General features: G+C 65.6%; 16 protein-coding genes and 1 pseudogene. 5 read left to right on the plus strand and 12 right to left on the minus strand.

Translation table 11 applies throughout. The features are described 5' to 3' along the window. Positions 1-61: 61 nt before the first annotated feature. Together JN302_RS14235 and denD are read left to right on the plus strand one after the other, a co-directional pair. Positions 62-268, plus strand: a complete 207-nt coding sequence (locus JN302_RS14235) for a hypothetical protein (protein WP_202315358.1) — start codon at positions 62-64, stop codon at positions 266-268. A 1-nt stretch (position 269) separates the two neighbouring features. Beyond that, on the plus strand, positions 270-1,250 hold the full coding sequence (gene denD / locus JN302_RS14240; RefSeq protein WP_202333321.1) for a D-erythronate dehydrogenase: 981 nt from the start codon (positions 270-272) through the stop codon (positions 1,248-1,250). Positions 1,251-1,288: 38 nt separating this feature from the next. Here denD and JN302_RS14245 read toward each other — a convergent pair whose 3' ends face one another. From JN302_RS14245 to JN302_RS14270, 6 genes and pseudogenes are all read right to left on the minus strand, one after another. Then, positions 1,289-2,113, minus strand: a complete 825-nt coding sequence (locus tag JN302_RS14245; RefSeq protein ID WP_202333322.1) for an alpha/beta fold hydrolase — start codon at positions 2,111-2,113, stop codon at positions 1,289-1,291. A gap of 91 nt (positions 2,114-2,204) precedes the next feature. Then, positions 2,205-3,811 (minus strand): annotated as a pseudogene (locus JN302_RS14250) (MFS transporter). Continuing rightward, positions 3,811-4,254 carry a DoxX family protein gene (locus JN302_RS14255; RefSeq protein ID WP_244743313.1) on the minus strand — a complete coding sequence of 148 codons (444 nt, stop codon included), beginning with the start codon at positions 4,252-4,254 and terminating at the stop codon, positions 3,811-3,813. Before JN302_RS14255 ends, JN302_RS14250 begins: the two are co-directional and overlap by 1 nt. A 33-nt stretch (positions 4,255-4,287) precedes the next feature. Beyond that, positions 4,288-6,195, minus strand: a complete 1,908-nt coding sequence (locus JN302_RS14260) for an amidohydrolase (RefSeq protein ID WP_202334288.1) — start codon at positions 6,193-6,195, stop codon at positions 4,288-4,290. Positions 6,196-6,248: 53 nt separating this feature from the next. Next, a complete protein-coding gene (locus JN302_RS14265; RefSeq protein ID WP_202312982.1) occupies positions 6,249-6,524 on the minus strand; it encodes a XapX domain-containing protein in 276 nt (91 codons plus the stop codon). 75 nt (positions 6,525-6,599) lie between these two features. Next, positions 6,600-7,268, minus strand: a complete 669-nt coding sequence (locus JN302_RS14270; RefSeq protein WP_202312984.1) for a hydrolase — start codon at positions 7,266-7,268, stop codon at positions 6,600-6,602. A 58-nt stretch (positions 7,269-7,326) separates the two neighbouring features. Between JN302_RS14270 and JN302_RS14275 the strand changes: the two genes are divergently transcribed. After that, complete coding sequence (locus tag JN302_RS14275) at positions 7,327-7,710, plus strand: winged helix-turn-helix transcriptional regulator (protein ID WP_202333323.1); 384 nt, start codon at positions 7,327-7,329, stop codon at positions 7,708-7,710. Between the two features lie 112 nt (positions 7,711-7,822). On the opposite strand, the gene JN302_RS14280 is transcribed toward JN302_RS14275, so the two are convergent. The 4 genes from JN302_RS14280 to JN302_RS14295 all read right to left on the minus strand — a co-directional run bounded on the left by JN302_RS14280 (position 7,823) and on the right by JN302_RS14295 (position 11,776). Further along, positions 7,823-8,938 carry a nickel/cobalt transporter gene (locus JN302_RS14280; protein WP_202333324.1) on the minus strand — a complete coding sequence of 372 codons (1,116 nt, stop codon included), beginning with the start codon at positions 8,936-8,938 and terminating at the stop codon, positions 7,823-7,825. 5 nt (positions 8,939-8,943) lie between these two features. Beyond that, positions 8,944-9,603, minus strand: coding sequence for a DUF1007 family protein (locus JN302_RS14285; protein ID WP_202333325.1), 660 nt, complete (start codon positions 9,601-9,603; stop codon positions 8,944-8,946). Between the two features lie 79 nt (positions 9,604-9,682). Continuing rightward, the gene (locus JN302_RS14290; RefSeq protein ID WP_202312992.1) at positions 9,683-10,582 is read right to left on the minus strand and encodes a LysR family transcriptional regulator; all 900 of its coding nucleotides are present in this window, start codon (positions 10,580-10,582) and stop codon (positions 9,683-9,685) included. 6 nt (positions 10,583-10,588) lie between these two features. After that, positions 10,589-11,776 (minus strand): amidase, encoded by a 1,188-nt coding sequence (locus tag JN302_RS14295; protein ID WP_202333326.1) that lies wholly within the window; start codon positions 11,774-11,776, stop codon positions 10,589-10,591. A gap of 547 nt (positions 11,777-12,323) precedes the next feature. Here JN302_RS14295 and odc2 point away from each other — a divergent pair. Then, positions 12,324-13,457, plus strand: coding sequence for an ornithine/lysine decarboxylase (odc2, locus tag JN302_RS14300; protein WP_202312996.1), 1,134 nt, complete (start codon positions 12,324-12,326; stop codon positions 13,455-13,457). Positions 13,458-13,615: 158 nt separating this feature from the next. Beyond that, on the plus strand, positions 13,616-14,203 hold the full coding sequence (locus tag JN302_RS14305) for a GNAT family N-acetyltransferase (protein ID WP_202333327.1): 588 nt from the start codon (positions 13,616-13,618) through the stop codon (positions 14,201-14,203). Positions 14,204-14,274: 71 nt separating this feature from the next. On the opposite strand, the gene JN302_RS14310 is transcribed toward JN302_RS14305, so the two are convergent. Continuing rightward, positions 14,275-14,787, minus strand: coding sequence for a hypothetical protein (locus JN302_RS14310; protein ID WP_202333328.1), 513 nt, complete (start codon positions 14,785-14,787; stop codon positions 14,275-14,277). Between the two features lie 135 nt (positions 14,788-14,922). Further along, on the minus strand, positions 14,923-15,204 hold the full coding sequence (locus tag JN302_RS14315) for an SCP2 sterol-binding domain-containing protein (RefSeq protein WP_202312999.1): 282 nt from the start codon (positions 15,202-15,204) through the stop codon (positions 14,923-14,925). Positions 15,205-15,475: the final 271 nt, after the last annotated feature.

The raw sequence follows: 15,475 nt of genomic DNA on the forward strand, positions 1-15,475 counted from the left end.
TAGGCAGGTGAAGCGTACGGGAAGCCACGTAAAGCTGCTCAAGAGCTGAAAGGGAAGGGCCGTGCAGAACAGCAACCGCAATTCGGCCATCGCCGCGGCCGCGATCATGATCGGCTTCGGCCTCGTCGCCTATTACCTGCCCACCATCATGCTGGCGGTGGGAAATCTCTCCACCGCCGCGGCCGGGGTGGTGGCCGTGGCTTTCGTGGCGGCATTCTTTCTGATCTTCTGGCTGAGGGCGCGTGCGCAAAGACGTGGGGAGAATTGACATGCGGATCCTGATCACGGGCGCGGCCGGAATGGTCGGCCGCAAGCTGACCCAACGGCTGGTGCGAGAAGGAACGCTTGCCGGCCGGCAAATCGAGGCGCTCGACCTGCACGATATCGTCGCGCCGGAGCGGCCTCAGATGGGCGGTGTCGACATCGCCATCCATGCCGGCGATCTCGCCGCCCCGGAAACGGCCACGGCCTTGGCGGCGAAGCGGCCTGACGTGGTCTTTCATCTTGCCGGTATCGTCTCTGGCGAGGCGGAGGCGAATTTCGAACTCGGCTACCGGGTCAATCTCGACGGAAGCCGTCTATTGTTCGAAGCGCTCCGCGAGGCCGGCAACCGGCCGCGCGTGGTCTTCACCTCTTCGATCGCGGTGTTCGGCGCGCCGTTCCCCGACATGATTCCGGACGAGTTCCATCCGACGCCGCTCACCTCCTACGGTACGCAGAAGCTGATCGGCGAAGCGCTGCTCGCCGACTACACGCGTCGCGGCTTCTTCGACGGGATCGGCATCCGGCTGCCGACCATCTGCGTACGTCCGGGCAAACCGAACAAGGCCGCATCGGGTTTCTTCTCCGGCATCATCCGCGAGCCCCTCAACGGTCTTCCCGCCCAGCTTCCGGTGCCGCGCTCCGTCGTCCATACCCATGCCAGTCCGCGCTCGGCGGTGAACTTCCTCGTCCATGCGGCCGGCCTCGACGGCGCCCGCGTCGGTCCGCGCCGCAATCTCACGATGCCGGGTGTCGCGGTCAGCGTCGGCGAGCAGATAGACGCCTTGCGCCGCGTCGCAGGCGATCACGTCGCCGCACTGATCCGGGAGGAGCCAGACGCTGCCGTCTGGGCGATCGTCCGGAACTGGCCGACGCGTTTTGCCGCTACGCGGGCACGCGACCTCGGCTTCGTCGCCGAGGAGAGTTTCGACGACATCATCCGGGTCTATGTCGAGGACGAACTGGGCGGCGCGCTGCCGGGCCTGTAAGGGGCCGAGCCCGGGCGCCGGGCCCGGTCGAGCCAGGCCTATCCCTCGACGAAGGCCAGGAGGTCTGCGTTGATGACATCCGGATGGGTCGTGCACATGCCGTGCGGCAGGCCCTCATAGACCTTGAGCGTGCCGTGCTTGAGCAGTTTCACCGCAAGAAGCGCGGAATCGGCGATGGGCACGATCTGGTCGTCGTCACCATGCATCACCAGCACGGGCACGTCGATCTTCTTCAGGTCCGCGGTGAAATCGGTCTCTGAAAAGGCCTTTATGCAATCATAGTGCGCCTTGGCGCCGCCCATCATTCCCTGCCGCCACCAATTGTCGATGACGCCTTGGGAGACCGAGGCGCCGGGGCGGTTGTAGCCGTAGAAGGGACCCGACGGAACGTCCTTGTAGAACTGCGCGCGATTGGCCACCAGCGCATTGCGGAACCCGTCGAAAACCTCGATCGGCAAGCCGCCGGGATTTTTGTCCGACTTCACCATGACGGGCGGCACCGCGCCGATCAGCACGGCCTTGGCGACACGGCCCGCCTCGGCGCGCGCGACATAGTGAGCGACTTCGCCGCCGCCGGTGGAATGGCCGATATGCACGGCGTCCTTCAGGTCGAGCGCGGCGGTGAGCTCGGCGACGTCAGCCGCATAGGTATCCATCTCGTTGCCCGTTGCCGTCTGGGTGGAGCGCCCGTGTCCACGCCGGTCATGGGCGATCACGCGATAGCCCTTGTCCAGGAAGAAGAGCATCTGGTTGTCCCAGTCGTCGGCGCTCAGCGGCCAGCCGTGGTGGAAGACGAGCGGCTGGCCGCTGCCCCAGTCCTTGTAGAAGATCTCGGTTCCGTCCTTGGTCGTGATCATGCCCATGAGAAAGCTCCTTTGAGACCATCGATAGATATTAAGCTCTTCCAGCATCGACCACGTCAATGTCGCCCATGCGACGCGGCGCGATGGAGTTTCACTGACCTGCCCGCTTCGTCTGCAACGCCAGATGATGCGAGACCCGCGGCTCGGCCGGCCCCCTGTGGAATGCGAGGACGGCCTTCTGCAAGTCGGCGTCGGCCTTTGAAACCCGCTTATGCTGCCGCATATGTTCGGCCCAGGATTCCATCATGAACCACTCGATGATGCGCTCGGGATCGGCGGCGTCCTCGGTGATCCCCCAGTTGAAGGCGCCGTCGCGCCTGCGTTCTCCCGCCAGGTGCCGCATTGCATCGAGGAAGCCGGGCCGATCCTTCTTTTCGATGCGGTACTCGACCTGGATGAGCACCGGCCCACGGTCATTGTCGACCGGCTCGGCGGTCAGCGGCTCGGGCCAGTGCCGTGACGGCATCAGGTCGTCCTCGCCGGCCGGAAGCTTGACCAGATGCAGGCCGAATGCTGCGAGTGCGAGGCCGACGCCGGCCACTATGAGTGTCGTCGGAACCCCCAGTTGCTGGGCTACGAGGCCCCAGCCCAGGCTCCCGCCCGCCATGGCGCCATTGAAGACGGTGAGATAGACCGCCAGGCCCCGACCACGCACCCAATTGGGCAGGATCGCCTGTGCGGCGCGTTGAGCGTTGTCAGCGCCACGATCCAGGCGGTTCCGAGGAGCAGCAGCGCCAGGATCGCCGCCCACCGCGGCGGTGCGAAAGCAAGGGCGCCCATTACGGCCGCGGCAACCAGCGAGGCGCCGAGCAGGAGTGCGTCGGCATCGAGACGACGCCGGAGCGCCGGCAACAGCAATGCCCCGGCAATGGCCCCCACGCCCACGGCACCGAGAAGAATGCCGTAGAAACCGGCGTCGCCGTCCAGAAGATTCCTGGCCACCAGCGGCAGCAATGCCCATACCGCGCTGGCGAAGGCGAAGAAGATCACGGCCCGCAACAGCACCACATGCAGGGGCCGGCTGGCCCGGGCATAACGCAGGCCGGCGCGGAAGGCGCCAGTGAAGTGCTCCGACAGGTCATCGTCGGCCTCGGGGATGCGCCGCCACCAGAGCAGCGCGGCGATAACGAAGGCATAGCTCAGCACATCGACGCCATAGGTGAGTGCCGCGCCGAAAGAGGCGAGGAGCAGGCCGCCCGCGGCCGGCCCGATCGAACGGGCGATGTTGATCCCCAACGAATTCAGCGCGACGGCATTCTTCAGGTCATGCCGCGGCACGAGCTCGGGGACGATCGATTGCCAGGTCGGCCCCATCAGGGCTGCGCCAACGCCGCCCGCGAAGGTGAGGGCGACCAGCAGGCCCACCGTTAGCTGGCCCGACTGCGACAGGAGCATGAGGGCCGCGCTCACAGCCGCCAGCATCACCTGCAGGGCGATCAGAAGTCGGCGCCGGTCGAGTATGTCCGACAGCACGCCGGCCGGAATGGCGAGAAGGAAGATAGGCAGCGTACCGGCCGTCTGCACCAAGGCGACGGCTGCCGGCGAGGCCGAAAGGTCGGTGACCAGCCAGGCGCTGGCCACGTCGCGCATGAAGCTGCCGGTATTGCCGAGAACGGTCGCGGCCCATAGCACGGCGAAGACGGGCTGCCTGAGCGGCGAGAAGGCCGAACTGCCGCTCTGCTCGACGGTCGCCGCCATCAGCCTCGAGCCCGCGACGGCTTCACCGTCAGTATGGCGAGCAGGATCAGGCCGCCTGCGATCGCAACGTGCTCGAAGAAGATGTTGCGATGGAGGAACTGCTCGGCCTCGGCCTTCAGCCAGAAGGAATGCGCCAGAAGCGTCGCGACTGCGGTGAAGCCGGTGAGCGTCAGCGCACCGATCCACGCGAGCCGCCCGCCCGCGATCAGCAACGCCGAACCGCCGAGCTGGACGACGATCACGAGAACGGCGAGCGGCAATGCGGGTTCGATCGCGGTCAGGCCTCGCACCTCGGCCACGGCTCCCGGGAAGTCGAACAGCTTCGATATGCCGCTGATGAGAAACGGCACTGCGACCGCGAAACGCGCGGCCGCCTCAATCCAGCGGACGGCAAGCAAGCGTTCGACGACGGACTGCATTCCTGAGGCGACGGCTGACGGCATGGGCTGTGTCCTCGCTGGTGGTCGTTTCACGTCTCAGAACGCCCAGCAAGAGCAGCCGAGGGCGCCCCAGAAAGCGCCTTCGTCGGCGGCCGGCGTCTGCGCTGCAAAGGCGCGCGCATGGTCGTGCCCGTGCACGCCGCAAGCATTTGCGCAGCCGCAGCCCACGAACGCGTAACGCGTTCCGCCGGCATCGGCACGCTTCTGGTATCCTTCCCAGCGGCGCACCGGCGACCAGTCCGGCATGGCCGGTGGCAGGTCGGGCGCGAGGCCCGAATAGTCGCCCGCGCCGTGGACCACCTTGCCGCCAAGCAGGGTAAGGACGCTCTCGATGTCCTGGATCTCGTCCTCGGGCATCGAGAAGTAGTCGCGATCGAGCACCGCGAGATCCGCAAACTGGCCGGCCTTGATCTGGCCTTTTCTGCCCGTCTCGTTGGAGAACCAGCCATTGGCTTCGGTCCAGAGCCGCAAGGCCGCCTCGCGGTCGAGAAGATTACGCTGCGGGTAGAGCCTGAGACCGCCGAGCGTGCGTCCCGTCACCAGCCAGGAGAGCGAGACCCAGGGGTTGTAGCTCGCCACCCGCGTCGCATCGGTGCCGGCACCGACCGGAACGCCGGCCTCCAACATGCGGGCGACGTGCGGTGTCCGCTCCGCCGCCTTGGCGCCGTAGCGTTCGATGAAATCCTCGCCCTGGAACATCATGCGGTGCTGGACGGCGATGCCGCCGCCGAGTTGGGCGATGCGATCGATGTTCCGGTCGGAGATCGTCTCGGCATGGTCGAAGAACCAGTTCAGCCCCTGCAAAGGAATATCCTTGTCCACCGCCTCGAAGACGTCGAGCGCCCGCGATATGGTTTCGTCGTAGGTGGCGTGCAGCCGCCAGGGCCAGTGGTTCTCGGCGAGCAGTCGCACGACCGGCTCGAGGTCGGCCTCCATCGAGAGAGGCATCTCCGGCCGTTCGACGCGGAAGTCCTCGAAATCGGCGGCCGTGTAGACCAGCATCTCGCCGGCGCCGTTGTGGCGGTAGAGATCATCGCCCTGGCCGGGACGCACCTCTTTCACCCATCCGGCAAAGTCGGCCAGTTCCTGTTTCGGCTTTTGCGTGAACAGGTTATAGGCAATCCGCATTGTCAGTTCGCCGTCGGAGTGCAGCTTCTCGATGATCGCATAGTCCTCGGGATAGTTCTGGAAGCCGCCGCCGGCGTCGATGATCGAGGTGACGCCCAGCCGGTTCATCTCGCGCATGAAATGTCGCGTCGAGTTGAGCTGATATTCCGGCGGCAGCTTCGGCGCCTTGGCGAGCGTCGAATAGAGGATGCTGGCATTCGGGCGCGCGAGCAGCAGGCCGGTCGGGTTCCCCTTGGCGTCGCGCTGAATTTCGCCGCCCGGCGGGTTCGGCGTCTCGCCGGTGTAGCCGACGGCGCGCAGGGCGGCGCCATTGAGCAGGGCGCGGTCGTAAAGATGGAGGATGAACACCGGCGTGTCTGGCGCGATCGCATTGATCTCATCCAGGGTCGGCAGTCGTTTCTCGGCGAATTGGTGTTCGGTGAAGCCGCCCACCACGCGTACCCATTGCGGGGGTGGCGTCGCCGCGACCTGGCGCTTCAGCATCTCCATGGCCTGGCCGAGCGAGCGCACGCCATCCCAGCGCAGCTCCAGATTGTAGTTGAGGCCGCCACGGATGATATGCATGTGGCTGTCGATCAGACCGGGCACGGCGCGCCGTCCGCCGAGATCGACGATCTGCGTTCCCGGGCCTGCCAGTGCCCTGATCTCCTGTTCGTCGCCTGCGGCGACGAACAGCCCACCGGATATGGCCACGGCCTTCGGCGCCGGGTTCTCGCGGTCGAGCGAGGTGAAACGACCATTGACGAGGATCAACTCGGCATGCATGGGAGCCCTTTCCATTTGGTCGGCGGCGAAGGCTGTCCTTCCGCCAAGCATCGACACGGCTCCGAGAAGCGCAGCGCCGGTGTTCAGGTTGCGGCGGGTCAGGCTCACGACGGTCGTGCTCCCGCGGCCCCACCCGAAGACTTCGGCCGCTGCGGAAGTTCGCCGAGCACATGCGGCGCGCATTCCGACGACAGCCACGACGTCGTGACCGGCGCGCCCGAGACAAGACGCTTGGCGACGGGCACGACCTGCTCGCCGATCAGAATGCCCAAGAGCCCGATCAACGCCACGATCGGCGGCGCTGGCGAGCGGACATTGAGCAGCGCATAGATAACGCCGACGAGGACGCCGGCGCCCAGGGAGACGAGATAGAGTTTCATCGTCGGGCTCCGAGGTTGGAAGGTGGCGCCGTCGAAGCGGCGCCCTTGGGACGGCATCTGGCGGTTACACCTGCCTCAGGCGGCCGCGCCTGCCTCGCTGGCATGCTCGCCCAGCATCGTCTTGGCGTAGATGATGCCCAGGCCGTAAGCGCCGCCGTACTTCCTGGCGATGCCGGTGGTCAGATCGTAGGTTTCCGAGCGGGCCCAGTCGCGCTGAAGCTCCAGCAAATATTGCAGCGACGTCATCGGCCGGGCGCCGGCCTGGATCATGCGGTCGACGGCGCGTTCATGCGCTTCCTTGGAGACATCTCCGCAAGCGTCGGTGATGACATAGACTTCAAATCCCTGGTCGAGCGCCGAAAGCGCAGGGCCGACGATGCAGACGGAGGTCCACAGGCCGGCAAGGACGAGCCGGCTCTTGCCGATCTCGTTCACGCGCCTGATGACGGCCTTGTCTTCCCAGGTGTTCATGCTTGTCCGGTCGAGCATCGCCTGTCCGGGGAAGGCCTCGCTTATCTCGTCGAACATCGGGCCGGAGAAGCTCTTCTCCGCGACCGTCGTGAGGATGGTTGGCACGCTGAAGCCTGCCGCGGCATGAGCAACCAATGCCGCATTGGTTCTCAGCGTGATCGCGTCGATCGAATGGGTGGCGAAAGCCATCTGTGACTGGAAGTCGATGAGGATCAGCGTATGGTCCTTCGGCGAAATCAAGCCTCTGGCGGGAACGGGGGTTGCATTCGGCATTAACGTCTCGCTCCTTCGATTCGGGATTGTGCCTGAAAGCTAGATTGAACGGCGGCATATGAACAGTAGTGACCGGAAAGTAACCATCGATCAAAGCAACAATATAAGAGAAGATAGTATTGATGGCAAAAATACCGGGTGCGTTCTGGATGATTTTCTTAATTTTCTTGCGCAGCGGTGGATGAGTCACATCATCTGGACCTTGGGTCGTCATGAGGCGATCCGGTTCGGCGCCTTGCGCCGCGCGCTTCCCGGGGACATCTCGGCGCGTGTTCTGTCTCAAAGACTGAAGGCGCTCGAAGACGAGGGGCTGGTCGTCAGACGGGACTTCGGCACCATGCCGCTGCATGTGGAATACAGCTTGACGTCGAAAGGGCGCGCGCTTGACGCCGAGCTTCAGCGCAACGAGGCGCGCGTGCGATCCCTGGACGCCGCCAGTTGAGGACGCGCCGGCCGCACTGGCTCGGAAATCGGATCTGATTTGTCGGAAAGCCGGCTACGCAGAGCCAAACGATGCAGCGTCAGTCGCGCGTTCGAAAAGACGCGGCCAAGTTCTACGCTGAGAGGCTCGCCGTCAGCAGAGTGAGGCCGAGCAGCATCACCAGGGCGGCGCCGCCGATTTCGATCATGGCATGGATGCGGTTGCCGGCGCGGCCGTCGCCCGCGGCAGCCACCGCCCAGTTCTTGGCCGTTACCGCAAGCGTGGCAAGAACCGAGACGGTCAGTGCGGTCCCCAGCGCCATGGCGAAGACCGACAGGATGCCGCCGGCCCACAGTCCGTTAAGGAAAGCGAAGGTCAGCACGATGAGCGCGCCCGAGCAGGGCCTGATGCCGACCGCGGCGACGGCCGACCATGCCGTCTTCCATTCGAAACGATCGCCGGCAAGCAGCGCCGGATCCGGCGCGTGCGAATGACCGCAGGTCGCGCAGACCTCGCCCGGTCCATGGCTGTGGGCATGACTGTGATGGTCGCGGTCATGATGGTGGTGTTCATGGCCATGGTGGTCGTGGCCGCACTGGGAATGATCGTGGGCGTGACCGTGTCCATGGTGACCGGCATGGGAATGCGCATGGGCGTGGGCGGCCGACAGGCTACGCACCGGTGCGCCGCTGAAGCGCGCGGCAACCAGCGGAGCGGCCTTGCGCCAAAGCAGCCAGGCGCCGAAGACAGTGATCAAGGCATAGCTCGCCACCTCGAGCGTCCATGTCGCCCTGGTCATGGAGATCGACGTGCCGCGCAGCACCAGGAATAGCAGCGCCATGACGACGATGGCGGTTATCGCCTGCAGGAAGGCCGAGACGAAGGAGAGCATGATCCCGCGCCGCAGGGCCACTTCGTTGGCCAGCATGTAGGACGAGATCACCGCCTTGCCGTGGCCGGGGCCGGCCGCGTGGAAGATGCCGTAGACGAAGGAGAGGCCGACCAGCATCCAGAGCTGGCTGCCGTCCTGGCGCATCGCCTTCAGCGCGCCGGTGAGCGAACGGTAGAATGCCTGCTGCTGGACATTGATCCAGTTCAGCCAGCCCGCGAACATTCCGGTCGATGGCAGCGTCGCCTCGCTGGTGCCGATGCCGAGCGAACTCTGGGCATGGGCGAGACCAAGGAAATGGGTGAAGACATAGGCTGCGACGAGGAAGCCGAGAACCGTGCGGATGCTTGTCTTGCTCACGGGGCCTATCCTTGGCAGGTGAGTTCCAGCTTGGTGGCGAAGATCTTCGACATATCCGTTCCGGCCGGATCGTTGAAGAACTGCTCGGTCAGCGTCGCCTGGTTCTGGGCGAGCGCCTCGTCGGGATCGGGTCTGATGACGGACCGGCTGCAGCCGGCAGGCAGGTCGGCAACCGCCATGTTGGTGTCCTCGGTAAAGTCGATCGCCGTGTAGAAGGTCGGATCATAGACGCCGAAATCGACCTTGCCGGTGAGCTTCAGCGGCGCCTTCGGCTCCGATTCGAACAGCACGATCAACTGGTCCTGCTCGTAATTGACCATCAGGGCCGGCGGCGGCTTCATCGCCACGTCCTTCCCGTCGAGAGTCACCACCTGGAAGTAGTTGTATTCGGCGAGCGAGGCGTGGATCGTTTCGGCGATCTCCTGCAGTTCAGCGTCGTCGAGCTTGAGATCGGCGTTCTTGTCGAATTCCATCAGCACCGTGCTGGAGAAGACGTCGTCGAAGCGCCACAGGTGGCGCAGCGATTTCACCGTCCGGTCGGAATTGAGCATCACCTCGAGCCGAGCCTCGGCAAAGACGTGCGGATGAACGCTCGCCGGCACGGTCGACGTCAGGAGCGCAACGAGGGCGGTCGCCGGAATCGCTCGTCGTCCTTTCAGTTGCATGCCGATTTGTCCCCACGGATTGGAGTTGCCACAGTTAGCACAAAACCGGCGAAATTGGGACCGCACCATGACGAGGCGATCACATCTGATCGCGGGTCTTGAACCATTGCACCAGGAAGTCGACGAACACGCGCACCTTGGCCGGCAGGTATCGGCGGTGCGGATAGACCGCAAAAATGCCGCCTCCGGTCAGGACGCGATCATGCAGCACCGTCACCAGGCGCCCGGCCTCGACCTCGGGCGCCGCGATGAAGTCGGGCAGGATGGCGAAACCGAGACCGGCGAGCGCAGCCGCACGTGAGGCGAGCGGGCTGTTCACCTCGATCGGGCCGGCGACCGAGACGCTGAACGTCTCGCCCGAATCGCCCTTGAACGGCCAGTTGGAGAGCCAGCGGCCATTGGTGTCGATGATGCAGGGCAAGGCGGCGAGCTGCTGCGGGCGCTCGGGCAGGCCGTGCTTCTCGATGAGCTCGGGCGACGCGCACACGACCACCGAGAACGGCGAGAGCCGCCGTGCGATGAGCGAGGAATTCTCCAGGCGCGAGATGCGGATCGCCAGGTCGAAACCTTCCTCGACCAGATCGACGAACCGGTCGTCGAGGTCGATCTCCAGCACGATGTCAGGATATTCCTTGGCGAAGTCGATCAGCGATTGCCCGATCGGCGCGTCGGCGAAGGTGCGCGGCGCCGATAGCTTGATGCGGCCGCGCACGTCGCCCGAGGATTCGCGCACCGCATCGGCCAGGGTGTCGATCTCCCGCAGGATCTCGGAGGCGCGCCGATAGTAGGTATGGCCCGCCTCGGTCAGCGAGAACTGGCGGGTCGTGCGGTTGAGCAGCAGCGCGCCGAGTTCGTCCTCGAGCTCGCGCACATATTTGGACAGCAGCGCCTTCGAGCGGCCGATCCTGCGGGCCGCGGCCGAAAAGCCTTCGGCTTCGACCACGTCGATGAAGGCGCGCATGCGGGTCAAGGTGTCCATGTGAAATCAGCCGCCCTTCGCTCTTTCGAGAAGCTTCCTGCCGAGGCGGATCAGCGCGATGTCGCTGCCGGCGGGACCGAGCAGCGACAGGCCGAAAGGCGCACCCTGGACCTTGCCGAGCGGCAGGGTGATCTGCGGGAAGCCGGATAGTCCCGAGAGGCAGAGCATGCGCAGCGCCTGCTCGCGATAGGCCTGTGTCGTCTCGAAGCCCGACGCCTTGAGCGGCGCGGCTCCCGGCACGGTCGGCAGGACGAGCACGCCGTCGGCACCGAGCAGGGCCTCCAGCTCCGCCCGAAAGACCAGCCGGCGCACCGTCTCGGCCTTGACCGTCTTGTCCCCGATGCCGGCGCCGAATTCGAAGCGTTCCTTGACCCCTGGCCCCAGGCGCCGGTCCGCCGCCGATATCCAGGCGCCGTGGGCGGCCCAGGCCTCGTGCGACTGGAGACGGCGGAAACACCAATAGAGTTCGTCGACGGTCGAGGTGAAGGGCCAGGGCGTTTCCTGGACCGCACCGGCGAAGGCCCCTATCCGCCGGTATTCGGCCGTCTCTTCCGGACCGGCAAGCAGTGCTTCCTGGTCGGGCAGGGTGAGAGCCCGGGCAAGCGAAGCGCGGGCCGGATCGCGTCCGAGCAACAGCTTGCCGACGGCCTCGTAGACCTCGATGTCCTCGGCGAACCAGCCGAAGGTGTCGAGGCTCGGCGCGAGCGGCATCGCGCCCTCCAGGGAAATGCGGCCATGCGTCGAGCGCAGGCCGATCAGCCCGCAGAAGCTGGCCGGCGCGCGGATGGACCCGCCGGTGTCCGAACCGACGGCGATCGCGGCGAGCCCGGCGGCGACGGCGGCGGCCGAGCCGGAGGACGAGCCGCCGGTCACCCGGTCCGGGGCGGCCGCATTCACCGGGCTCGGGAAATGCGCGTTGAGCCCCATCATCGAGAAAGCCAGTTCGTCGGTCTGGGTCTTGCCGACGAATCGCGCCCCGGCGTCGAGAAGCGTCTGCACCGCAGGCGCCGTCCGCGTCGCCGGCCGAGCCTCCGCGAACTTGTCGGGATTGCCGCAACCGGTCCTGTAGCCGGCCACGTCGAATATATCCTTCACGGCCAGCGAAAGCCGTGCCAGCGGGCCGGATTGCGCATTGGGAACAGCCACTTGGCTGTAACCGAGGAAAGCGTTGAAGCTGTTGGCGCCGCCAGCCATCGTTCAGAATCCGGATACAATTGCGAGAGCATTGTTCGCAGGACGGATTTTTTCAAGCGGCGTCGCGATTTTAATTGATTGTGACGGTCGACCCTCCTATATCCGCCCTTGCCCAAAGTCGCACGTGCCTGTGGGCGTCCCCCGACCCTCGAATGGCGAGGTCATCGGGACGGTACCCGGGAGTTAACGAGCCCGGTCGGTTAAGCGGCCAACCGCATAGCCGAGGACGCCTTGAAGCAACGACGGTGCGGGCCTTTCTGGTGTCTGCCGGTCGTCCATAGACCGGGGTTACTGAAGAGGCACACCTTCATTGCCGGCAGTGCGGAGCGGGTTTCCCAATCCAAGCCAAGGCAGACAAAGCGAGCTTCAGCCGCGAAGGCTTTTGCTCATCGCCGTGTGGTCACGCGTTCATGGTTCCGGTGTCTCCACCGACTGGCACCATGGGCATGCGACCGCGACCTTTGTCCAACTGCGTGTTCGCGAGGCCGACTGCCCGCGCAACCGCTGCCTGTTTGCGCGCCCGAATGGGCGTGATTGGAGAGACCCGATGGCCACGCAGCGCATCCTCGATTTCCTCGCCGCCCGACGTCCGAACGGCCCCTGCCTCATCGTCGACCTCGATGTCGTGCGCGACAATTTCCGCGCCTTCGAGAAAGCGCTTCCGGATTCCCGGATCTACTATGCGGTGAAAGCCAATCCCGCGCCCGAGATCCTGCGGCTGCTGGCCTCGATGGGCTCCTGCTTCGACACCGCCTCGGTCGCCGAGATCGAGATGGCGATGGATGCAGGCGCGACCGCAGACCGCATCTCCTACGGCAACACCATCAAGAAGGAGCGCGACGTGGCGCGCGCCTACCAGCTCGGCATCCGTCTCTTCGCCGTCGACAGCGTCGAGGAGGTGGAGAAGGTCGCGCGCGCCGCTCCCGGCGCCCGCGTTTTCTGCCGGGTGTTGACCGACGGCGCCGGCGCCGAGTGGCCGCTGTCGCGCAAGTTCGGCTGCGTGCCTGATATGGCCGTCGACGTGCTGCGCCATGCCCGGACGCTCGGGCTCGACGCCTATGGCGTGTCCTTCCATGTCGGCTCCCAGCAGTGCGATCTGTCGGCCTGGGACCGCGCGCTGGGCGATGCCAAGGCGGTCTTCGCGGCGCTTGCCGAGGAGGGCATCGTGCTCGGCATGGTCAATATGGGCGGTGGCTTCCCCACGCGTTATCTGAAGGACGTGCCGGTGGCGCAGGCCTACGGCCAGGCGATCTTCAGCGCGCTGCGCAAGCACTTCGGCAACAATATCCCGGAGACCATCATCGAGCCGGGCCGCGGCATGGTCGGCAATGCGGGCGTCATCAAGTCGGAAGTCGTGCTGATCTCCAGGAAGGCCGACAACGATAATGTGCGCTGGGTCTACCTCGACATCGGCAAGTTCGGCGGCCTCGCCGAGACGATGGACGAGGCGATCCGCTACCCGATCGTGACCCCGCGCGACGGCGACGTCGTGGCGCCTTGCGTGCTGGCCGGCCCGACCTGCGACTCGGCCGACGTGATGTACGAGAAGACGCCCTATCCGCTGCCCGTTTCGCTGACCATCGGCGACGAGGTCCTGATCGAGGGGACGGGCGCCTACACGACGACCTACGCCTCGGTCGCCTTCAACGGCTTCGAGCCGCTCCGATCCTACGTGATCTGACGGCTCGGGCGCCTCCGCCGGAACCGGTTCCGACGCGCACCCGCCAAACGGCTTTCCGATGGGAATCCGCTTGGACCGTCAGATCCCCGCAGCGCGCGGCTTTTCGCGCGCGGCGGCTCGCTCGTGGACAAATCTCCGCTGGTGAAGGATCGCGGAAAATGGACAAATCGCTTCTCTCGTCGCCCTCCGGCGACATCGTCCCCGACGCATCGGCCGTCGTCGTCGTCGCCGAGACCGCGGCCGACATGCCGGCGCGCGAGGCTCTGCTCGACCGTGCCATGGGTTCTGGCCGCAAGCGCAAGTCGTCGGAGAAGCTGCGTCGCGGCCGCAGGCCGTCGGAAGGCCTCGCCTTTGCCGCGCGTGACGCGTCGGGTGCGCTCATCGGCACTGTGCGGCTGTGGGACGTCAGGCTGGGCGAGCATGGCGGCAAGGCGCTTCTGCTCGGTCCGCTGGCGGTCGATCCCGACTTGAAGGGCGCCGGCCTCGGCTCCGCGCTGATGCGTCATTCGATAGAGGAGGCCAGGAGGCTCGGGCACCGGGCGATCCTGCTCGTGGGTGACGCGCCCTACTACGAGCGCTTCGGTTTCTCGGCCGAAAAGACCGGAGACCTCGCCATGCCCGGCCCCTACGAGCGCCACCGTTTCCTAGGGCTGGAACTGCAGCCGGGCGCGCTCGACGGTGCGGAAGGCGTGCTCAGGGCGAGTGGCCGCCGGACGAGACGCCGCGCCGCCTGGCTCGCAGCCTGAAGGCACGAAGGAAGACGGCCCGAAGATCTCCGACTTCGGGCCGTCGGTCGAACCGCCGATTGACTTTCTTGTCAGCCGCCGGCGCGGCGCGGCTGAGGTTCGGGCTGGATTATCTCGCCGGCCGGGTTGTCCGTGCCGCCTGTGCCCGTACGGCGTCGTGCGCATTCCACCCGGTTCGGCGTTGCCGTGCAGTCCACGGTTTGCGGACGCGACGGGCGGGGCTCCTCCCTCGGACGCGAAGGACGAGGTTCTTCACGGGGTGGCCGTGGACGGTACTCGCCGCGCGGCTCTTCGCGCACCGGCCTCGGACGATACTCACCACGCGGTTCCTCGCGCGGTGGGCGTGGGCGGTAATGGTCGCCGCCGGGATAGCGCGGCCGCGGCTCGTAGTAATCCGGACGAGGCTCGTAGCGAGGGTATCGCGGCCGCGGCTCGTAGCGCGGGTCATATTCGTAGTCCGGCCGGCCCGGCTCGTAGATCGGCGCGTCCCAATCCGGCCCGTCGTAACGCTCTTCGACGCAGCCGGCGAGAAAGGCCGCACATGCGATGGCCGCCACGGATATGGCCCGGCTTCTGACTGTCATGAATGTCCCTGCGGAATGACTACTGCAGCCCGATCTCATGCATCAGGATTGCGCCTGCATTGCGCCGAAGCGCTTGTCGGTGCAACAAAAGCCCGGCGTCGATCCGGGCTTTCCGTGCTCAGGGGTGCTGGCTGCTCAGAGCAGCTGGCTCAGTGCCATGGCGACGCTCATGTCGCCCTCGACCTTGATCTTGCCGCTCATGAAGGCCATGGTCGGATTGAGGTCACCGGCGATCAGCGCCTCGAAATCCTCCAGCGACAACTTGATCGTGCAGTCGGCCGGCGCATCCGTCGTCGACACGCCGGCGCCGTCGATCACGATCACCCCATCGGCGCCGGTGTCGAATTTCACCGAACGTTCGAAACCAGCGCTGGCGACGCGTTCCTTGAGCTTCTCGGCAATGTCCTGGATGGCCATGATCGTTCCTGTCCTTCTGATTGTTCCCGACCGATTTGCGCGATCGCCCGACTCTAAAGCAGGTTTGCGTGGCTTCGCCCACGCCAAACCTGCCTAGCCTATCCTCTTGCCGCAGGTTCTTATCGGAGAACCGCAGAACACTTTTCCGAAACCTGCTTAGCGCGAGCGTGTGACAAGGACAAATCCGTCCTCGGCAGCAACCGGTGCCGGCATATAGCGGCGGATTGACGTTTACGTCAACGTGATTTAGCGTCCCGGACCAAGAGGAGAC

This window comes from Mesorhizobium sp. L-8-3 (genome assembly GCF_016756615.1).
GTDB lineage: Bacteria > Pseudomonadota > Alphaproteobacteria > Rhizobiales > Rhizobiaceae.